This is a genomic window from Saccharothrix sp. NRRL B-16348 (assembly GCF_001280085.1).
Taxonomy (GTDB): Bacteria; Actinomycetota; Actinomycetes; order Mycobacteriales; family Pseudonocardiaceae; genus Actinosynnema.
The window spans coordinates 21,114-41,822 of the sequence record NZ_LGED01000136.1; the positions used below are offsets into that span (position 1 = coordinate 21,114).

Below are 20,709 nucleotides of genomic sequence, written 5' to 3' on the forward strand. Positions count from 1 at the left end.
CCGTGGTGGAAGGCTCGCACGGCAGGACCGGGTACCGGGCGGCGTTCGCCCTCGGAGCGTTCCGGGCGTTGTTCACCGCCCACGTCATCTCGGTGGTCGGCGATCAGCTCGCCCGCGTCGCGCTGGTCGTGCTGGTCTACGACCGAACCGGCTCGCCCGCCTGGTCAGCCCTTGCCTATGCGCTCACCTTCCTGCCCGCGCTGATCGGCGGTCCACTCCTGGCGGGGCTGGCCGACCGGTATCTGCGGCGCACCGTCATGATCGTCGCCGACCTCGTCCGGGCGGCCGTGGTCGCGTTCATGGCCTGGCTCGGCCTGCCCTGGCAGGTGGTGTGCGTACTGCTGGTCGTGGTCCAGCTGGCCGGAGCCCCGGCCGTGCCGGCGCGTTCGGCACTGCTCCCGGCGCTGATACCGGATCCGGCCGTGATGCGCACCGGGGTCGCCGCTCTGTCCACCGTCACCCAACTTGGGCAGATCCTGGGATTCGCCGCCGGCGGCATCCTGGTCGCCGCCATCGGCCCCGGCGGAGCGCTCCTGACCGACGCCGCCACCTTCGCCGCCTCCGCGCTGCTGGTCGTACTGTTCGTGCCGTCGATCGCCACGAGGGGTTCCCAGCCGCTCGGGTGGTGGGAACGGATTCGTGCCGGCGCGGGCGTGGTGTGGCGCGACCGGCATCTGCTGGTTCTCGTCGGCTACGCGGCGCTGTCCGGGACCTACATCGTCGGCGAAGCCTTGGCTGCCTCCTATTCCGCGCATCTCGGTGGCGGGCCGGCGACCGTGGGCCTGCTGTTCGCTGCCTACTCCGCCGGCTGTGCCGCGGCGTCCCTTGCCGTGGCGGTCCTGGCGGAGCCGGTTCAGCTCCGGTTGATGCCGCTGCTGGCCATGGGTACCGGCGTACCGCTGCTGGGCTGTCTGTTCGATCCGCCGCTACCCGTGGTCGTGGGGCTGTTCGTGCTGTCCGGCGCCGCGTCCAGCTACCACGTCGTCGCACAGCCGACCTTCGTGCTACGCGCACCCGAGGCCCACCGCGGCCAGGCCATCGGCTTCGCCGTCGCCGCGATGCAGGCCGCCCAAGGCGCCGGTGTCACCCTCGGCGGCCTTGCCGCCGAACTTGTCGACCCGCACGTCGTCACCGGCGCAGCGGGTGTTGTCGGTGTCGTGGCCGCAACGCTCTTGGCAGGGCGGTGGCGAACGCTTCAGCCCCGAACCTGACCTCGCGGCCGGAGGGCGCGTCACTTCTGGAGCGCTGCCAGCTATATTTCGTAATTGGATCCATACAATACTCTGATTGGCCGAACCGGCCGTCCGCCGCCTTGTCGGTGGGTGCGGCACACTCTGCGGCACCGCAGCCCGCAGAGGCAAGCCGAAAAGATGGCTTGCCTCTGCGGGCTGACGGCGCCGCCTTCCGCGTGTGCCCCACCGACAAGGCGGCTTTGCCAGCCGATTCGACCACCCTGATAGGCCGCTCCTCATTGAGAAGCGAGTCGGTTGCTCGACCAGGCGAATCAGCGGCTACCAGCCATCGAGTCGACGGGGCGTCCACCGTCATGTCGATACGGAGAAGGCCCATGTCGTTTGACCAGCAATCCGCCAGGATCGCCCCACCTGAGATCGTCGCATTCATCGAAGCCGTCATCGGGCACAACTGGGAAAAGGAGCAAACCGACTACCACGAGCAAGACCCGGACCACCGTTCGGGTCACGTCTTCGGCGCAATGTGCGCCATCCTCGGCTGGCTCGAATCGCCCGGCGAACTCGTCCAGTTCCACGAGACCCTCGGAAGCGACGCGGACCGCCACCGCTACACCCTGGTCCGCTTCTACCGCCGCGGCGAGCACACCTTCCGGGTACGCACCCAGCGGGACAGCTACGCCGAGCAGTCGTTCGCCGTCGCCGAGGTGCTCACGGCCGCTCGTGAGTGGACGGAGGTCGTGAACAACGATCCCTCGAACTGGCACAGCAGCACCTCGATCTATGGCGACAGGGGAACCACTGTTCACCCCGAGCCCGGCTTCGACACGCTGCGCCGCATCGCCGACGCGTTGGCGCGCGAGGCGACGCTGATCGTGCCCGCCTGACCGGTGCTGCATGGCCGAGCGCCGCATCACCGCCTGATCGTGCAGTCCCCGCACGACTCAGCGGACCTCCACCCTTCGATCCCGACGCCCACGATCCGGCGGACCGCCGCGCACGCTGCGCCCCGCCGGTCGGACGGGCAAGCCCATAGGAACGACACCTGAGGGCTTGCCTCTTCTCCCGCAGCCGGCGCCAGGCGAGCGCGTCCCGCCGGATTTGGAAAGCGACGCCAAGGTTCTGGCGAACAGGTTGATCGAGGACAGGGACAGCAGGATCGACGACCCGTGGGGCCTGGCCGGTGCCATCGCCGTGTGCGGCGGCATTCGCACTCCGGCGGCCTTCCGGTTCCCACAGGCGCCGGTGGTCACCCGGACGAGAGGACGGCGGCACCGGCCGCGGTCGGGACCGTCTCGCCGACGGGGAGACCGTCGGCAAGACCCACATCAAGCCGTACCGCCCTCGACGCGGCGGTTTCGACGCGGACGAAGGCACCACCGCCACCGTCACCACCGTCGGTTCGCCCGAGCTGACCGGCTGGCTGCTCTTCGGTCGGCCGACTCCTGACCCCCATCGTGTCGGAAGGCCTGTGACCAGGTCCTGCACTCAGTGGCTTGATCAGGGCCGTGCACGCCGTCCGGCCCGGTGTGCGCCGCCCAGCGTGCACCGCAGGGGTTGGGGTGTCCAGCAGAAAGCGCTGGACACCCCAACCCCTCGCGGAGCATCGCGGCGGGCGCACCACCGGCCCCGGTCGGCGGCCACAGCCTCCACGAGGGCGCAACTCTTTCTTTGACAACAACGTATTCCGAATCCGTATCAGGGCACCGTCATGCCCGCACAACCTGGATTGAGAGCTTCCACAATGACCATGAACGTTGTCGCCGAGCGCGACACTATCGACGACTCAGCCCACGCCGACGCCACGAGCGTCGTCGGGTCGGCAGGTACCGAGATCGAGCGGACCTACCCGTACCTCCAGCACGGGGTCGACCCGCGTGCCCTGCGCGCGCAGGGCAACACCCGCGAGGTCGGCGACATCCGCCTGAAGCGGCCCGAGCTGGTGGCCTCGGTCGCCGAGCACGGCCTGAACCCGATGGTCTCGATCGTCAACGTCGCCCCCGACCCGATGGATGGCGTGTTGCGTGTGCTGGTGGGTTTCCACCGCACCGCCGCCGCGGTCGCGGTCAAGGAACTGGAGAACCCCGACCTGCTCATCGACGTCCTGGTCCACGCGCCCGGCACGACCCGGCAGGACGTGCTGGTGGCCCAGGGCATCGAGAACATCCACCGCGAGGGCTACACCCAGGCCGAGGAAGCCGGTCTCTACGAGCAGCTGTCCCTGACCGGCCTGGACACCGACGCGATCGCACAGACCCTGTCCCGCAAGACCGAGCGCGTACGGGCCGGGCTCGCGGTCGCGGCCAACCCGCGCACGCGCGCCGCCAGCGAGGCCCTGCCCGACACCGACCTGCTCGCCTTGGCGCAACTGGCGGAGTTCGACGGCGACGAGCAGGCCCACCAGAAGTTGCTGGAGGTCCTCACCCGCGATCCCCGCAACTTCGAATGGACTCTCGGGCAACTACGGCGTGAGCGGGAGCAGCGCGCCAAGCTGGTCGAGGAGGTGACGCGGTTCACCGAGCTGGGCTACATGATCGTCGGGGACGAACACGACCTGCCCGAGGACACCGCCCGCGTGGACCAGCTGTGCGACGGCGAGAACACCACCCCGCTCGACCCGGGTGACCACGCCGATTGCCCCGGACGTGCGGTCGACGTCTGGGTGGACCGCGACATGCAGGTGGAAGTCACGCACTTCTGCGTGCAGGCCACGGAGCACGGTCACCGCACGATCGCCTCGGTGAAGATCGCCGAGGCCGAGGCGCGGTTGCACGCCGCCGGTGTGCCGATCGTCGACCCCGAGGCCGACGACGTGGCCGAACTGGACGACCTGCTCCCCGACGAGCAGGCCGAGCACCCGTTCACCGCCGAGGCGCACGCCGGCTGCCCCGGCCACGCCGCCTACATCGACTACGACCACGACCGGCCGGAGCCGGACGTCCACTACGTCTGCACCGACCACATCGCCCACGGGCACGTGCTGCGCTTCGCGCGGGCGGCACGGACGGCACCCGACAGCGCCTTCGAGGCCGGCGAGCGCAAGCGTGCGAAGGAGAACAACCAGCTCTGGCGTGACGCCAAGGCCGACCGCCGGGAGTGGCTGGCCAGGTACTTCGCCGAGTGGCGCAAGACCAAGGCCAAGGACATCGTGTTGCCGCCGCGGGTGCACCACTGGCTCGGATTGGCCGAGGTGCTGGCGGGCGACTACCTCAGCGACGCCGCACCCCTGCACCGCTACGCCTGCACCCTGCTCAAGCTGGACGAACCGAAGGACCACCCGCGCGAGCTGCACCCGATCACGGTGCAACTGCGCAGGAAGGACACCACCGAGCCCCAAGCCGTGCTGATCCGTCTCGCCCAGGTCGTCGGCGCCTGCGAGCAGCACTGGGACCTCGCCTACACCGACAAGAACGCCGACTCCAGCTGGCGACGCCCCAGCGAGGACACCCGCTTCTACTTCGAGCTGCTCGCCACGCTGGGCTACCCCCTCTCGCACGTCGAGCGGTTGGTCAACAACCCCGAGCTGGACCACGAGAAGTGGCCACACCTCACCCCCGCCGACAGCCAGGACGCCCAGGCGGCGTAACCGCTCGTCGCTTCCGCCCGTCAGGCCCGCGCCAATCGTCCGGTGCGGGCCTGACGGCGTCCGTATCACCTCCCGACCGGCCCCGAGAACAGGACCCGACCGTGACCGACCTGTCCGACTACGACTTCGGCCGCACCCGCGGTCGGGCCGACTACCGCACCGGAGGCGACTACACCCCACAGCCCGGCTCGCCGGACTGGAGCACCGGCTACGCCGACGGCTGGACCCACGCCGCCGACGAGGCCACCGCCGCCGTGGGACACACCGCGGCCTGCCGACTCGCGTGGGGCGAGGGCATCGCCACCCACCACCAGCCGCACTCCGCTTCCGAACCAGAAAGGCCCCACCGTGCCGAGACCGACTGACCCTCGCGACACCGCGAAACAACTGTTCACCGACGGTCGACGCGTCCACGCCCCCGCAGTGATCGCCGGCCGCGTCCGCGGCATCGACGCCGACGGAGACCTGCTCATCCCCCTTGGCGATCCGAGTAGTCCGATTCGGCACAAGACGGCGCCGAGTACCTGATCCCGCTGACCCCTGCTGCCACACCAGTGCTAAAGGTGCCGGGTCCGGCATCGGAGTGGTGTGCCGCCGCTGCTACAGCGAAGTCCACTCGAAGTACGGCGGTCCGGGCCAACTCGACACAGCAGTCGCCGACTCCTGTCGCGCCGGGTGATCGTGCCCGCCGACACCGCGAGCATCCAGCACGAGGCGCTCGCCGTCCATGTCCATATCGCGCCCCGCCGCGCCACCGCCGCCGCCGACCCAGCCATCGCCCGGCCGAGACGTTGCACCGGCAAACCGGCCGATCATCGACAGCCGCGCGACGACCAGGGACAACGGTCGATCACCGCGGAACACCGCGCATCGGCCAACCCTGCACCTACGGCACAAACACCCACCGGTGCGGGTTGCCCGCTCCGTACCGAACCACCGGCTGAGCAGCGTCCGCCACAGGTCTCCCGACCCGGTGCGCATGGACGTGCTCACCCCAGCACACGTCCCTCCACACCAACCGTTCCCGGAGTTACACGATGTCCGCTACCCGACCCGCCACCTACCTTTCCGCCGCAGACCCGTTGCGGTCCGCCGTCGAGGCCGCCGGAGAAGTCGTCGAGTTCCCACGCAGCCACGTGATCTTCGCCGAGGGCGAGCCGGGCGATCGGCTCTACGTCGTCGAGTCCGGGAAGGTGAAGCTCGGCCGCACGTCGCCTGACGGCCGGGAACACCTGCTCGATCTCCTCGGCCCATCCGACATGTTCGGCGAGCTGTCGATCTTCGACCCCGGGCCGCGTACGTCCACCGCCACCACGGTGACCGAAGTGCAGACGGTGAGCATCGACCGGCACGCGTTGCGGCAGTGGATCACCACCCGGCCCGAGATCGCCGAGCACCTGCTCCGGTCCCTGGCACGCCGGGTGCGCCGGACCAACTCGGTGCTGACCGACGTGATCACCAACGACGTGCCCGGCCGTGTGGCCAAGACCCTGCTGCAACTGACAGGACGTTTCGGCGACCAGGCAGGCGGCCTGCTGCGGGTCACTCACGACCTGACGCAGGATGAGCTCGCGCAGCTTGTCGGCGCGTCGCGCGAGACGGTGAACAAGACCCTCGCCGACTTCACCAAGCGGGGATGGCTGCGGCTGGAAGACGGCCGGAGCGTCCTGCTCCTCGACCCAGAGCGGCTGGCCCACCGGGCGCGCTAGCGGCGTCGAGCGCACACCCCGCCCGGAACACGTGGCCCGATGCAACGAGCCACCCCGGAGCGCCGGAAGACCGCCGCAGCACTCCACGCCCAATCACATACCCATTCCGCAGAACCGAAGATGACAGGTTCGCCGACGCCACCCGTGAGGACGGGTGGCCCGACGACGAAGAGGACCTCAAGGAGCGAGTACGTCTCATTCTCATGCACTTCGACATTCCGCTCACACTCCCGAAAGTTGTGATTCTGATGGGAAACAGCTCGCGACCCGGTAGCATCGTGATCCGCGAAATCGACCACACGCCGTTCGAGGTGTTCGGAGAGCAGCACGTCGTCCGTGAACTGATCTGGAACGGCATCGCCGCCAGGTCCTTCGACCTGGTACGCCTCACCGACGGCGCAGTGCTCACGGACGAGTCGTTCGGCGAGTACCCCACTGACGCACAGATCGCCGAGACGCTGCGCGATCACGGCGTCGACGTCGAGTTGAGCGTGTGCATGTTCTGCGGCGAGGAAGTCCTGCCGGCCACCGCACACCGACGCCGCAACGGCTGGGTGGGCAACTCCTGCTGCCGGGACGACCGGTTGCGCGCCACCGAGTGAGATCAATACGCCCTCGTCCACATCGGCACGCGGCGACTACGGCACCGCGAAATCCGATGGCAATGTCCAACGGTCGCACCGTGACCGTCACCCACCAGGAGCGGCGTCGTGGATTACCTGCACGCCACGGTTCCAGATGGGACCGAAAGCAACATGTCCGCAGTGCACCTGCCCGGCGAGGTGCCCGCGATGACCTTCGCCCGCGCGGTCGCCGAGAATCTCTCGGCGACCCTGTGGGTGGAGGCACTGCACTTGGACACCGGATCAGGGATGGCGCTCAGGCTCACTCTGCGCATCGCCGGACAGTCGGTGGATGCGCTGATGGCGTGGCGGGCCGGCCGGTTCGAGCTGTTCCTCGGCGGGCGTCGCGATCCACTGCGTCGCTCCGGCCTGGCACGGTATGCCAACGGCCTGCTGGCAGCGCTGATCGACCGAGGTAGCGCCTCGGAGTTGGCCACGCTCGCCGAGCACCAGGCCGCAGAACGCCTCGCCGAGACCATCGCGTTCGGCGGCACGCACGCCGCCTGCGAGCGTGCCGGAGTCGACGTCGACGACGTCGGGTACCGGTGTGCCCAGTGCGGCGGCCTCGATGTCGACGCCGCCGTGGGCGCCGTCCCGGCGTCGCCGCGCAACCGCTGCGTCTCCTGTCGGGGCGTCGTCGCCGACGCCCCGACGCCACCGATCCGCAAGACCGCGCGGCGGCGTACGCGACCCACGGGCGTTCAGGCCGAACTGCTTCCCCGTCCCGAGTCGCTCACCCATGCTTCCGGCGAGTTCGATACCCCGGCGCGGTGGATCGTGCACCGGGCACTGCAACTGGTCGCCAGCGGCCGGTATGTGCGCCGCTGGGGTGAGCAGACCATCTACGTCCACGACCCCGATGAACCATGGCGACCGATCGACGGAGAAGAGGCTCGGGGCTACGCGCTGCTCGCGGCAGCGCATCTGCTCTCCAGCGAAACTGCCTTCCATGTGCAGACCGACGACGGTCCACGTGAGGTCTTCCGCATCACACTCAACCAGGACGGGCAGCAGTTGCACCGCCGCTGGACGGGCTTGCGCTGATCCGGTCCACTCGCACGCCTCCGGGTCTGCGCAACACCGGGCTTCCCGCTCTTCGGGTTCGGCAGCAGCTCTCGTGACCCAACCCTGACCAGGAAGTGGGCACGGAGCTGGGCGCGGATCCCCGTCCGGTGGGGCATGCGCACTCTGCGTCCGCGTCGGGCCGGGGGCAAGCCGCGGAAAAGCTGCGGCTTGCCCCCTTACCCCACCGCGGACGCCATCCGAGTGCGCCCCACCGGACGGGGCCCGACGCCTTATACGACAGCGTCGGTTTCGACCGAATAGGAACGAAAGATCTGCTGCCCGAAGAAGTGGACTCATCGGTCATTCGCACCCGGTCGACTGCTAAGCCACGCTCCGATAATCGCGCAACTATCGAGGATCGGACAATGTCAATGGGGAAATTATCATGCGCTTGGAGAACTCCAACGGTCTTTTTGTCGACACCATCCGCTGCGCCGGTCGTCGTCTGCCTGCGTCGGAAGGCAGCATCGGACCGCGATCGAACCGTCGCCCCGACTCGATCTACGGTCAGTGCCCGCAGTGCCGGCAGGTGCGTCCTGTCGATCCCAAGGGCAGGTTGGTAGGCCACGATGAGCCGTTGCGGCTGGTCGTGCAGCCGCTCGTGGTCGGCGGGGACGACTGGACCGCCTACGGCGCACGGTGGCACCCCGCCGAGCTGGCCTCCATCCCGACCCGGATCGCCGCCGAGCTCGCGTGGCAGCACGAGGACGGCATCTTCATGACCTTCTACGGCGGCAACGGTCACCGGCCGGTCACCGACGCCATGCCAGGCTGGGCCCGCCGATGGTTGTCGGTCCATCTGCGGTTCGTTGAACAGTGGACGGGCGAGCGCGACGTCATCGACCTGATTCCGGCATCTGAGGCATACCGGCTGCCGATGTTCTCCTCGCTGGCGGTGTAGCGCATGTCCACATAGCCGGACCTGCTGGAGATCCTCCAGACGTTGGTGGCCACGACCCACGGCTACGACGCCGATCGGGTGCGCCTGGACCCGGACGACTTCGAGTGGGCGGAACGCAACGGCTATCCGTTGATCATCATCCGTCGTGCCGACGGCGGCATCATCCTGACCAAGTTCCACACCCCGCACTGCGCTTTCGTCACCAACGCCGGCGTCGCCGAGTGCGACTGCGACTGACCGGCCGCACCAGGCCGGTCACCACCCGCTGAGACAACACCCTTCAGCGCCGCTGTCCGCCCCGTGTCGGTGGGCCGGCGCAGCCTGCCGGAGCGACGGCAAGGGGGCAAGCCGCAAACAGCACGGCTTGCCCCTGCTGCCGCCGCCACGGCCAATCGGCCGCGCCCACCGACACCAGGTGCGGACATCACCGCCATCACACCAGGCGACGGCGACCGACCACGCCACCGCCGCCGATCAACCGAGTGCAAGAGCCACCGCCGTGCGCGCGTGGCCCTTCGGAATGGAGTTCCCGTGTCCCTGACCACCATCGTGCGCAACGCCACCTTCGAGCACATGCTGGACATGCTGCGCACGCAGAACGCCGCCAAGGTCGACGTGGTGGCACCAGCCACCGCCCTGCGGGCCAGGGGCGGCGCGATCCAGCTGTCCGGGGTCGAGCCGGTCGTCGACGACCACGGCGTCACCCTGGTCGACGGCCTGTACGTGCCCACCGCCGCTGCGGACACCACGATCGCGGCGAAGCTGGGCATCAACCAGAAGTACCTGCGTTTCATGCGCACCGAGCGGCCGGATCTGTTCGACGCCAACGTCAACGGGCTGCTGCACGGCAAGTCCAAGCGCACCGCCGAAGGCAAGACCAGCGTAATTTACCCGGCCGACTCCCGGTCGTTCCTGCTGCGGCTGTTCCGAGGCCAGGACGGCGAGCCGGGAGTGCTGCGGGCGGTGCTGTCGGACCGGTTCGGCATGGTCGACAACCTCGACCTGCTCACCGCGGTGCTCGACGGGATCCGCCAGGCCGACGTCGAGGTCGAAATCCGCTCCTGCGATCTGACCGACTCCTCCATGCACTGCAAGGTCTACTCGCCCGCCGTCGAGCGGTTGGCACCGACCCTGCTAGCCAGCTACCGCAACCCCTTCGCCGACCCGACCCTGGAAGCCGATCGGCAACGCGTCACCACCAACCTCGACACCGGCCGCCGCCTCGCCGCCGCCGAGGGCCTGGGCTACAAGCCGGGCTCGGAGCCGGTTGTCTTCGCCGGGTTCCGCTTCTCCAACTCTGAGATCGGTTCCGGCTCGGTGACGCTCAAGCCGGAACTGTTCGTGCGGATCTGCCGCAACGGCCTGACGCTGCCCGCCCTGGCGTTCCGCAAGGTCCACCTCGGGCAGAAGATGGAAGGCGGCACGATCAGCTGGTCGCAGGACACCGTCAAGAAGCAGCTCGACGTCATCGCCGCCCAGGCCCGCGACCACGTCCGCGAGTGGCTCTCACCGCGGTTCCTGGCCGATCAGGTCGCGAAGCTGGAGGAGCAGGCCGGGGCGCCGGTCACCGAGCCGCACACCACCGTGCAGGTGCTCAAGCGTGAACTCGGGTTCACCGAAACCGAACGCGAGGGCGTGCTGCGCCACTTCATCGCCGGGGGCCAGACCACCGCGGCGGGCCTCGCCAACGCGATCACCAGCTACAGCCAGACCGTGGCCGACCCCAGCCGCGCCGACGCGCTGGACGACCTCGCCCTGCGCGCGATGTCCCTGGCCAGGTAAGAGGCATCCAGCCCTAGGCGTTGGCGCACACGGCACGGGGCCTACCCGGTGGCGGCCGGGTAGGCCCGTGGCTCCGGTGAAGAGCCCGTCGCCACCGTCGCCGAACAGCGTGGACGCCGCCACAAGGCGACCCAGGCTCGCCATCACGCCCACCGCACCGGCTGCGCAGCCGATCTCGACCCAGCCGCACCACGGCGGGCCACGCACCCATCCCGGACAGCACCCCGTGAAGTTTCCGCACAGCAAGGAATGCCATGCAGACCGCTCATATCCGTTCCCTCATGCCGGTCGCCGGCGGCGCCCAGGGCTTGGTGATCACCGCCGTCCTCGGAGCCGACCGCCACCTCCGCTCTGCACTGTCGGGTCGTCGCCGGGTCACACCGGAGCGGCGGGACCGGGTCAAGGCCGCCATCCGCAATTCCGACCTCCCGTACCCGACCACGCCGGTGAGCATCGACAGTGATCGGCCCATCGGGACCGAGCACCCGGTGCACGATCTCGCCGTCGCCGTCGCGGTGCTGACCGCGGCCGGTGACATGCCGACGCTCCAGGACACGATCGTGCTGGGCGGCTTGAACCCGGACGGCAGCGTGCGTTCGACACCCAACCTGTGGCAGTGCCTGCGCTCGCTGCGCGAACGCACCGATGTCCACCGGGTGATCATGCCCGACACGGACCTGGCGCCCGTGCTCGACGGTGTTCAGGTGCTCGGTGCGGCCACGCTGGCCGACGTGGTGGCCTACGCCCACGGCCGCCGGGACGCGCTCACCCCGGCCCCCGACGCCCACTCGTCGCCCGAGCGCACGATCCCGCACCCCCTCGACGGCGTGATGCTCTCGCCGTGGGTGGCGCGCGGACTGGCAGCGGCAGCCGCAGGCGGACACCACGTCCTGCTCACCGGCCCCGACGCCGCCGACCGGACCCTGTTCGCACGCATGCTCGCCGCCCTGCTGCCGGCACTGACCGACGAACAGGCACGCACCCTGGCCGAGAACCGACGTCACGACGCCCGCGCCGACGGTGTGCTGGTCGATCACAACCCGCCCTACCAGGCGCCTGGCCGCCTCGCGTCGTGGTCGGCACTGGCCGGTACCTTCCGTCGGCCCGGAGCGGCACTGCTGGCCACCCACGGCGTCCTGCACCTCGCCGACGCCGGACGACGCTCACCCACCCAGTGGGCGGTGATCCGACAGATCATCGACAAACGCGCGGTGTTCCTGCCCATCGACGGCACACCCACCCGCTTCACCGCCGACCCGCTGCTGGTTTTGTCCTGTGTGGATCTGGTCTCGGAGATACGGCAGGTGCCGCCGTTCATCTACGACCGCGTCTCCGTCCGGCTGCACGTCACGCACGCCGACCATGAACACCGGCCGGAACCGGGCGCGGTGACGCTGCCGGAGCTGGCCGACAGGGTCGCCGCCGCGCGGCTGCGTGCCGCCCGCCGGTGGTCGGACGCCGGCGTGTCCACCAACGCCGAGGTTCCCGAGGACGCCCTGGCCATGAGCAGCGTCTTCCCCCGCGCGTCGTGGGAGCTGCTCGACCGTCACCACCGGGCTGGGCTGCTCAGCCGACGCGGCGTCGCCGAGGTCCGGCGCGTCGCCTGGTCGCTGGCCGACCTCGACGCCTGCGATCACCCGGAGCGCCACCACGTCGAGCAGGCCGTCGCGCTACGCCTGCACAGCGTTCCCCCCACCACGTGAAGGGCCTGCGGACCGTCACAGCGCACGGCGCATGCCCGCTTGTCCGGACGCCACCCACCTACAGAGGAACACCGACATGACCACCGAACCCGACATCGAAGCCGGCGCCGGCGCCCGCTGCCGTTACTGCGGCGCCGCACCGTGGTCCAGGACACCTCCCACGAGGTGGTTCCTCGTCCCGATGCGCCCGAGCCGGGCGGCGAGGACAGCTGTTCGGCACGTCGCCGCCCGCCTCGAACCGCATGCCGATTAGCGATAGTCCCCAGGAGAAACGTCATGACTGAGCTGCCTGGTGCCGACGGCACTCTTCGCTACACCAACGACGGAGACCTCGCCCACGTCGAGCGGGGCGACTGGTGGCCCGACGACGAAGAGGAACTTCAGGAGTGGGTGCGTACCGTTCTCGACGACGCGGACGAAGTCCGGTGGATGGCCCGCTGTGACGGCAGCGGCCTGGTGCCGGGTGTCGACACCCGTGCCGGTGTCGCCCTGGTTCGCGGATGCCCCTGGTCAGGTGACCCGCATGACTGCTCGTGGGTCGTACTGATGATCAAAGACGACGAGGCGATCACTGTGATCGAGTACCCGTCGGAGGACGAGGCGTTCGCCGCGTTCACAACCCACGTCGACCACCAGGACGCCGCAGGCGATCGGTACGACTACGTCTACGAGCCGCCGCGCCGGCACACCGCCTGGCCGCGGACCTCCTGACCCGATCACACGATCGTCGTGGCCTCGCTTCGCCGCCGGATCCGCCGTGTCCGGCGAAGCCCTCGCAGCACCATCACCCCGCACGACGGCACCGGGCTGGTCCTCGCCCGCGACGGCGGCGACTGGATCCTGCGACCGGCCGACGGGGAGCATCACCTCGCCGTCACCAAGCTGGACGGCCCCGACGGCTGCATGCCCGTCGCCGTGTGCCAGGCGATGGACGAGGTATGGCGCGGGCTTCTGGGCCGCCGCCGACGACGACGTCGCGGGGCTGCTCGACCAGGCCGTGACCGAGCCACCGTTCTGAACCACCCCGCCGCAATCGCCACCTCGCCGTGGTGGACGCCACCATACGCACGCCCACCCGCGCGGACGATCCTTCACGCCCAGCGCGGGCAACAGCGGCTCGACCGTTCAACCTCCAGTGATAGCCGTCACGCGGAAGGCACGTGACGGTGCAGGCGCACGCACCCAGGTGCCCCCGGCCTTGGTGTGTCGATGGAACGCCCGGAGGTCAGCACGGCGCAAGGGGTTCGCGCACAAGTGCTTCGCGCCCGTCGATTCCGGTGAGACAAGCCCCTTCGGGGTCGCGCTGCGCGCGATCACACCGGAATCGACGAGCTCTCTTCACTTGCGCACCCCTCCGGGCCCCTCGCGCCGTGCTGAGGCAGGCCGCGTTCCACCGACACACCAACCTCGGGAGGTTCCCGATGAGCACGCTGCTCGCCTCGATCGACCCTGGTCTCGTCGTCGAGTTGTTGAAGGACAACGGCGACGGGACGGGTCGGGCGCGTCTCGTCCAGGTCGCGGAATGGGAGGAGGCGGAACCCGGCACGGAAGTTGAGATCCTGCTGTCCGGGTTCGAAGAACTCCAGCAGTGACGGACGACTGCGCGAAGCGGCCTCGGCAGGCGACCACTGCACGTCCTGCCGGGGCCTCGCCGCTGAACCACCGGTCCGCAATGGAGCCGGTCGACTGCCCGGACTGCTCCGCGCTGCCGAATCACCGGCTGGAGCAATCCCTTCAACCGGTACGGCGACACCGAGCAGTTCCAGGCGCTGATACACGGCGAGGTCCAGGACGCCACCGGCGACGACGACCAGTTCGGCTGGATGGAGGCCGCGGCGGAGCACTGCCCGAAGCGGTTCGCCCAGTGGATCGCCGCGTGGATCGCCGCGGAGTTCCGCGCGAAGCGGCTGCTCTCCGCCAGGTCTTCCGAGCCAAAGCCGCGAGCACGGTGCTGGGCACTCTGCTCGACGACTGAACGGTCCGTTCCCGTCGCAATCCCCGGTCGCGATGCGGCGCGGGCTTTTTGTTGCCAGACAACGGATCTCACCTGCCGGGCTGGCGAGTGGAGGACCTACGGGAGGAAGGGCGAGGGCTGCCGCGCTCCGGGCGGCGCGGCGCACCCTGGCCGACTCGGTGTCCGGGTCAACCGCGCGGGGCTAGATGCTGCCGCCCTCCCTCGTCTCCGGCTAGGCGGCACCCAGCCGAGGCCGTGTGACCCGGCCCCCTGCGCCAGCCGGACGGGACGACAACGGCGACGGCGCCGCCCTGGTGCGCCTCATCGACGTCGGGGACTGGCACTGGGAAGGACCGAGTTCCGGTGACGAGCACACCGTCGAGCTCTCTCGGTGGCCCGGGCAGAAGTCCTGACCACCCCAGCGTGTCAAGGACAGCCACGGCAAGCCGAGCCACAGCCAGGTGACTCGGCCCGCGCCAAGCCGATCGCAATCGAGACCACATCAACGAGCCAGAGAGGGAAAGCCGATGCAGCCATCGCACACCTCAGCCGCGACCGCGCCGCCTCAGGCCGAAGTAGGTCGATGGGTGAACTACCACGGATCACTCGACGACCACTGGGGGCGCTACCGAATCGCCTCCGTCAGCGACGCCCCCGACGGTCTCCGTTACGAACTCGTCGACGATCACGACTACATCGCCCTCAACCACGTGCGCCGCGAGTCCTTCACCCTCGTCCCAGACGGCCCGCCACACCACGTGCGCAACCTGCACGAGCGCCTCGCGGCCGTCCGGCGCGCGGCCCACCTCAAGTACGGCGGCGTGCTGCCCGACCTGCTGGTCAGCTCCCTGCGCAGGCTGCCCGACGTGGTCGCGGCGAACCGACCAGCTGAGGCGGAGCACTACCTGCTGTCGTTGGAAGCCACTGTCGGCTGCATCACCTCCGAGCAGTTCCAGCAGCGCGCCCAGGCGGTCGTCGTCACGGTCGGCGACAACTCGTGGACGCCCTGGCCACAGGGGCACGTGGCAACACCAACCCTCACCGACGAGGCCTCGGTCGGCGCCGGATGACCACCTCCGATCGCCGCCACACCTGGAGCACCTCCTCGCAGGCCTCATACAAGGTCCCGACGGTACCCAGGCGCCCTACGACGGCAGAGCGGGGCACGAGCTGACCGGCTTCTACGTCGGCGACGACGTCTACGCCCTGCTCGCCGAACAGGCCGGTGTGCGCGTCGAGCGCATCACCCAGCACGACTGACCACCGGCCTGGACCTGCCGTCGTCCGGTTCCGCTCACGACCACCCGATCGCGGACGTCCCTCGACGCCCGCACCCCTCCGATCACATCCACCAGGGAGCACAATCATTATGTCCGACTCGACGCCCGACCCGACCACGTCCGCCGACGCGCTGGACCAGAGCACCCCGGCCAAGCTGAGCGAACCCGGCGAGCTGATCGCCGCCTCTCCGCACTTGATCGGCTACTACCCGAGTGACGCACTGCTGATCAACATCATCGTCGACGACCTGATCGAGCTGACGATGTGTGCCGAACTGCCCGACGACAGCCTCGCCGACAGCCTGGTCGACCAGATCGCCACAGTCGTGGCGCGCTACCCCGGTGCCGCGGTCATCGGTGTGGTCGTCGGCGGCGGCGAACCCAAAGGGCTCCTGCTGCCGCGCACCGCTCTCGTCACCCGGCTGCGACGCGTGATCGCCGAGCACGACACGTCGCTGCGCATGTTCTGGACTACAGCGGTCACCGCCGGAGCCCAGTGGCACGACTATGACGACCCGTTCCACACCGGCGTCCTCCCGGACCCGAAGACCTCCCTGCTCGCTGTGAAGGCTGCGGCGCAGGGTCTGCAGGTGTTCGACAGCCGAGACGACCGCCTCGCCGTGGTGCGCCCCGACCCTCAGGACGCTCTGACCCGTCGGGCGAACATGATCGATCTGCTGCCGGACCAGGACCGTTGGCGATCGGCGCGCGACTCCTACCTTCTGGTGATGAACCAGGTGAGGCGGACCGGCGAACGGTCGGAGGCCCTCTCCGACCAGGACGTCGCCGTCCTGGCCGTGGCCTTGTCCGACCCCATGGTGCGCGACGCGTGCATCGCCACCGCGGCGGGCGAACACGCCCACGCAGCCGAACAGCTGTGGACGGAACTCACCCGAGCGTGCCCGACCCCGGAGTGCGCGGAGCCGGCCGTGTTGTTGGCCCTGTCAGCGTACCTGCGCGGCGACGGCGGGCTCGTCGCCTTGGCGCTCGACCGTGCCGAGACCGCCGTCCCCGGCCACCGACTTGCCGCGCTGCTGGGCGCTGCCCTGGATAAGCAGATCCACCCGGACAGGCTCCGCCCCATCGTGGACCACGCGGCCGAGACCGCCGAGCAGCTGGTTATGGCCAACTTCGTGTGACCTCGACCGGCCGCGTTCCCGCATCCGCGACAGCGCGCCTGCGCAGCACGCGACAACGCACCTGCCATCCGCTACTGCGCAGGCACGCTGCACCACCGGACCCACACCCTGGCCCCGCATCCGGCTGCCTCGCCCAGGGGTACGCCACCGTTGTCGCGGAACAGTTCGGGAACGGGACCGCGCTCCAGCGAGTCGAGCAGCCACGGACCACTCGGCCGAGATCCTTGGGGACGGCACAGCCGGCTGACCGCTGCCGCTGGTCATGCAGTTCATCCGCGGCGAGGCCCGCGACATCACTGGCACCCGACATCCAACAGGAAGGGCAGGACTGCCTTGAGCATCGTGAGCACAGTGCGATCTCCGAGAACTCATACAGGTTTCTCACCGCGACTGATGCGCGTCGCGCTCAACACCGTTCGCGACGGTCACCACGTGATCCCGCTGTGGCCGCGCAGCAAGATCCCCAAGGACAAGGGGTGGGAGTCCGCCGCCACTCGTGACCCCGAGCGGATACGCGACATCTGGAGATCGCTGCCCTACAACGTGGGCATCGCCTGTCGCCCCAGCAGCCTGTACGTGCTCGACCTGGACGACGCCCACGGACACGAACCACCGCCCGAGTGGGCAGGAGCCAAGCACGGCCGCGACGTCCTGGCGCGCTTGGCCGACGCCGCCGGCCAGCCCTACCCGGCTCACACCTTTACGGTCCGCACCCCGTCCGGCGGGCTGCACCTGTACTTCCGGGCACCCGCCGAACCGGAGCTGCGCAACACGATCGGACGCCTCGGCTGGCGAGTCGATACCCGCGGTGCGGGCGGCTACATCGTGGCAGCCGGATCCGTCAGTACCACCGGCATCTACAAGCCGATGAACCGCGCACCGATCACGGCACTGCCACCGTGGCTGATTCCCCTGCTGTTGCCGCCCGAACCACCGAAGCCGCTGCGCTCGACGAGCAGGAGACCACGTCACCCCGACGCCTACCTCGACGCCGTCGTCAACGGTGAAGCCGACAAGGTACGCACCGCCCCTCCCGGACAACGACACCACACCCTGCTGCGCGCGGCCGGCCGACTCGGTCGATGGGTAGGCGGCGGCGAACTCGACGAGCACGAAGCCCGCGCGGTACTGCACGCCGCCGCCGCTAAGCACGACGGAGTCGAAGGCTGGAGCGTTCGGGAAGCCGAGACGACCATCAACGACGGACTCACCTGGGGCAGAGCCCGACCACGCAGCCTGGCCGATCTCCGCTGACCTGCCGATCACCTCTTGGCAGGTAAAGGACTTCTCTACGGTCTGCAACCCGACTTCGCGTCCGAGGAGGCGCACACGCGGGTCGGGAGTGCCCCGCGGTTGCGGGGTGCCGCACCGTACAGGGTCAGTGGGTGGGGCCGGCACACAACGCCGCCCCACCCACTGACCCTGTTCCGGCGGACGCACCCCGCAACCGCGGGGCACTCCCGACCCGCAAGAGGGTGCGACACGATGAAGATTCGACCGTCCCGGCAAGACATCAGCACGGCGTTCGACCGGTGCCGGCACACGCTGCTGCGCTGGGCACACCGACCGGTGGGCATCCGCGTCTTCCACAACCTCAGCGACCGCGCGGTGCTGTCCGGCTATCTAGGGCAGCCGGTCGTCGAGGTCCTCGCCTACCACGAGCCATCGGCGGCGCGCACGCGCGACGTGGACCTGGTCGAGTCGGCTTTCCAGCTGTGCAACGTCGGGGACGACCCCGAATTCGGTGAGCCAGACCAGCGCGCCATCCGCTATCGCAGCCGAGGCAACCGGTCGCTGTCCATCGGCGACATCGTCGCGGTTGACGGCCGCTTCTACGCCTGCCAGCGCATCGGATGGCGTCGCATCACGGCACCAGCGCAGGTACACGAACGCCGCCACGGCACCACGCCACTGGACCACAACCTGCGCCCCGCGCCGGGAACCGACCCGCGGTCACCCGAAGCGCAACACTGACTCCACCACTCCGGCACTCCGCCCGCCTGCCGAGCACGGCTTGCACGGTCGGCCGCGTCGATGCCGCATGCCGGGACACAGTGCGTGCTGACGGCTTCCTCCTGCACCGGAGCAGGCGCTTCGCCGCGGCATGCCTACCGGACGCCGACGGGAGCAGTCGCCGATCCTGAACGACACGGCGGCAGCGGCAGTCCACCTACTTCGCAGACCACTTCCGGAGCAGCACCCCCCACCTCACGGGCCCCGGCTTCGGCCGGGGCCGTGGTGGTCACACGCCGCGTTCAGCCCCACCACGCCTACTCAACCACTCCTTCGCCTTTCGGAGTCACACACCGTCATGCCTATCAACCCCGACACCGGAATCTGGGACAGCACCTACAGCCCACCCGCGCCCCACGACCTGCCCGCCGTGCGTCACTACCTGCGTGAGGTCTTCGCCCAACCGGAAGCGCTGGCCTTCCACACACAGATGGTCAAGGAAGGTCGCTTCTCGCTCGACCTGATCCGCTCGCCCCGTCCGGAACGGGCAGCGCAGCTCATCCTCGACGGTGAACGTGACCGGCTGGCCGAGGCCGCCCTCTACTGGGTCTCCCCGGAGATGACCCAAGTCGCCACCGCAGCGGCCGTCACGCTGCCCGACGACCTGCGCATCGACGAGACCCACCAGCCGGCCGAGCACGGATTCATCGTCTTCGCCGAACCCATCGGTTCCTACCTCGGCGACGTGCTCGGTGACCGGCGCGTCGACATCGCCGCCGCCTCATGGGGACCACTGGCGGGCAAGCCCGATGCCACCGGGGCGACCTTCTACAGCGTCCGCGACGACGACTACGTCCGCCACTCCCTGACCCGGATCTTCGGCCGACCACCCAAGCGCGCCGAACTCGACACCGCGATCCGAACCACACCGGAATGGCTGTGGGACAACGAGATCACCCTGCATCACGGCAGCACCATCGCCGACCTCGACGCTATCCAGGAGTTGAGCACGCTCTTGAACGGCGAGGCCGTCGTGCCGTGGCTGAAGGTGCTCTACGCCAGCTGGCTGCTGATGACCCAGCCGGGAATCAGCCAGACCGAGCAGGTCACGCCCAACCGGCGCCTCCAGCGCCGGGAGGCACGTGAAGGCATACGCACCTCCGAGGTCCGCATCGTGCACGTACACCGCCGACACCGGGACAAGCCGACCGGCAACCAGTCGTCCGACACCGGTGATCGCCGGTACACGGTGCGCTGGCTGGTCCGCGGCCACTGGCGCAACCAGCCCCACGGTCCCGACCGGTCCCTGCGCCGCCTCGTCTGGATCAACCCACAGATCAGAGGCCCTCAGGACAAGCCGCTCAAGACCGGACAGACCGTGAACGTGTGGGACCGACCCGCGAACCGGTGAGACATCCCAAGCTCCACGACACCCTCCAGAAGCACAGCAGTATGCCCCGTTCCCACGTTCCGGCACGACAGCCCGCGGTGACGAAGTCGTCGTACTGCACAACCGGCCCGTCGACTTCCACGGCCTCGCTCGCGAGTACGTCCATCCGGACCGGCGGGTGGTACAGGTGCCCGACCGCATCTGGCCCGCCGAACGTCCCGAAGTCTGCACCGACGACTCGCCGACCGGCGCGTGGTTCGACCACCACGGCCGCCCAGTCGACTCCGACGCATCGGATCTCGCCGCAGGAGTCTTCCTGCTGTGTCCCGGCTGCGGCCTGGACAACACGTAGGCGCCGCCCGCCAATACCGGATGCAACTGCCGCTCACACCCGACGTCGAAAGCGGCCCCGGCTCAACACGTCCGTCCGAGCC

Annotated in this window: 20 protein-coding genes; 19 read left to right on the forward strand and 1 reads right to left on the reverse strand. The window is 69.4% G+C overall.

Annotated features, from left to right (window positions below; translation table 11 throughout):
- Positions 1-2: 2 nt before the first annotated feature.
- The 4 genes from ADK67_RS14530 to ADK67_RS14545 all read left to right on the forward strand — a co-directional run bounded on the left by ADK67_RS14530 (position 3) and on the right by ADK67_RS14545 (position 5,141).
- The gene (locus ADK67_RS14530; RefSeq protein ID WP_231648186.1) at positions 3-1,211 is read left to right on the forward strand and encodes an MFS transporter; all 1,209 of its coding nucleotides are present in this window, start codon (positions 3-5) and stop codon (positions 1,209-1,211) included.
- 356 nt (positions 1,212-1,567) lie between these two features.
- On the forward strand, positions 1,568-2,077 hold the full coding sequence (locus ADK67_RS14535; RefSeq protein ID WP_053716958.1) for a hypothetical protein: 510 nt from the start codon (positions 1,568-1,570) through the stop codon (positions 2,075-2,077).
- 863 nt (positions 2,078-2,940) lie between these two features.
- Complete coding sequence (locus ADK67_RS14540; protein WP_157620316.1) at positions 2,941-4,776, forward strand: hypothetical protein; 1,836 nt, start codon at positions 2,941-2,943, stop codon at positions 4,774-4,776.
- 101 nt (positions 4,777-4,877) lie between these two features.
- The gene (locus ADK67_RS14545; RefSeq protein ID WP_053716960.1) at positions 4,878-5,141 is read left to right on the forward strand and encodes a hypothetical protein; all 264 of its coding nucleotides are present in this window, start codon (positions 4,878-4,880) and stop codon (positions 5,139-5,141) included.
- Positions 5,142-5,376: 235 nt separating this feature from the next.
- Here ADK67_RS14545 and ADK67_RS50825 read toward each other — a convergent pair whose 3' ends face one another.
- Complete coding sequence (locus tag ADK67_RS50825; protein ID WP_157620318.1) at positions 5,377-5,619, reverse strand: hypothetical protein; 243 nt, start codon at positions 5,617-5,619, stop codon at positions 5,377-5,379.
- A gap of 194 nt (positions 5,620-5,813) precedes the next feature.
- On the opposite strand from ADK67_RS50825, the gene ADK67_RS14550 reads away from it, so the two are divergent.
- The 15 genes from ADK67_RS14550 (at position 5,814) to ADK67_RS50840 (ending at position 20,627) form a co-directional block, all read left to right on the forward strand.
- Positions 5,814-6,485, forward strand: coding sequence for a Crp/Fnr family transcriptional regulator (locus ADK67_RS14550; RefSeq protein WP_053716961.1), 672 nt, complete (start codon positions 5,814-5,816; stop codon positions 6,483-6,485).
- A gap of 203 nt (positions 6,486-6,688) precedes the next feature.
- Entirely contained in the window at positions 6,689-7,087 is a 399-nt protein-coding gene (locus ADK67_RS14555; RefSeq protein ID WP_157620320.1) for a hypothetical protein, read from the forward strand.
- A 108-nt stretch (positions 7,088-7,195) separates the two neighbouring features.
- The gene (locus tag ADK67_RS14560; protein WP_053716963.1) at positions 7,196-8,152 is read left to right on the forward strand and encodes a hypothetical protein; all 957 of its coding nucleotides are present in this window, start codon (positions 7,196-7,198) and stop codon (positions 8,150-8,152) included.
- 406 nt (positions 8,153-8,558) lie between these two features.
- Entirely contained in the window at positions 8,559-9,074 is a 516-nt protein-coding gene (locus ADK67_RS50830) for a hypothetical protein (protein ID WP_157620322.1), read from the forward strand.
- Between the two features lie 42 nt (positions 9,075-9,116).
- Positions 9,117-9,311: a hypothetical protein gene (locus tag ADK67_RS14570; protein ID WP_157620324.1), complete on the forward strand. Its 195-nt coding sequence runs from the start codon at positions 9,117-9,119 to the stop codon at positions 9,309-9,311.
- Between the two features lie 294 nt (positions 9,312-9,605).
- On the forward strand, positions 9,606-10,856 hold the full coding sequence (locus ADK67_RS14575) for a hypothetical protein (protein ID WP_053716966.1): 1,251 nt from the start codon (positions 9,606-9,608) through the stop codon (positions 10,854-10,856).
- Between the two features lie 254 nt (positions 10,857-11,110).
- Entirely contained in the window at positions 11,111-12,559 is a 1,449-nt protein-coding gene (locus tag ADK67_RS14580; RefSeq protein ID WP_082403477.1) for an ATP-binding protein, read from the forward strand.
- Positions 12,560-12,835: 276 nt separating this feature from the next.
- On the forward strand, positions 12,836-13,270 hold the full coding sequence (locus ADK67_RS14585) for a hypothetical protein (RefSeq protein ID WP_053716968.1): 435 nt from the start codon (positions 12,836-12,838) through the stop codon (positions 13,268-13,270).
- Between the two features lie 710 nt (positions 13,271-13,980).
- Entirely contained in the window at positions 13,981-14,151 is a 171-nt protein-coding gene (locus ADK67_RS50835; RefSeq protein ID WP_157620326.1) for a hypothetical protein, read from the forward strand.
- A 949-nt stretch (positions 14,152-15,100) separates the two neighbouring features.
- A complete protein-coding gene (locus tag ADK67_RS14590) occupies positions 15,101-15,583 on the forward strand; it encodes a hypothetical protein (RefSeq protein ID WP_053716969.1) in 483 nt (160 codons plus the stop codon).
- A gap of 299 nt (positions 15,584-15,882) precedes the next feature.
- Positions 15,883-16,932, forward strand: a complete 1,050-nt coding sequence (locus ADK67_RS14600; protein WP_053716971.1) for a DUF4192 domain-containing protein — start codon at positions 15,883-15,885, stop codon at positions 16,930-16,932.
- Between the two features lie 393 nt (positions 16,933-17,325).
- Complete coding sequence (locus ADK67_RS14605) at positions 17,326-18,186, forward strand: bifunctional DNA primase/polymerase (RefSeq protein WP_053716972.1); 861 nt, start codon at positions 17,326-17,328, stop codon at positions 18,184-18,186.
- Positions 18,187-18,417: 231 nt separating this feature from the next.
- Entirely contained in the window at positions 18,418-18,906 is a 489-nt protein-coding gene (locus ADK67_RS14610) for a hypothetical protein (protein WP_053716973.1), read from the forward strand.
- A gap of 337 nt (positions 18,907-19,243) precedes the next feature.
- Entirely contained in the window at positions 19,244-20,296 is a 1,053-nt protein-coding gene (locus ADK67_RS14615; RefSeq protein WP_053716974.1) for a hypothetical protein, read from the forward strand.
- Between the two features lie 166 nt (positions 20,297-20,462).
- Positions 20,463-20,627, forward strand: coding sequence for a hypothetical protein (locus ADK67_RS50840; protein ID WP_157620328.1), 165 nt, complete (start codon positions 20,463-20,465; stop codon positions 20,625-20,627).
- Positions 20,628-20,709 lie beyond the last annotated feature (82 nt).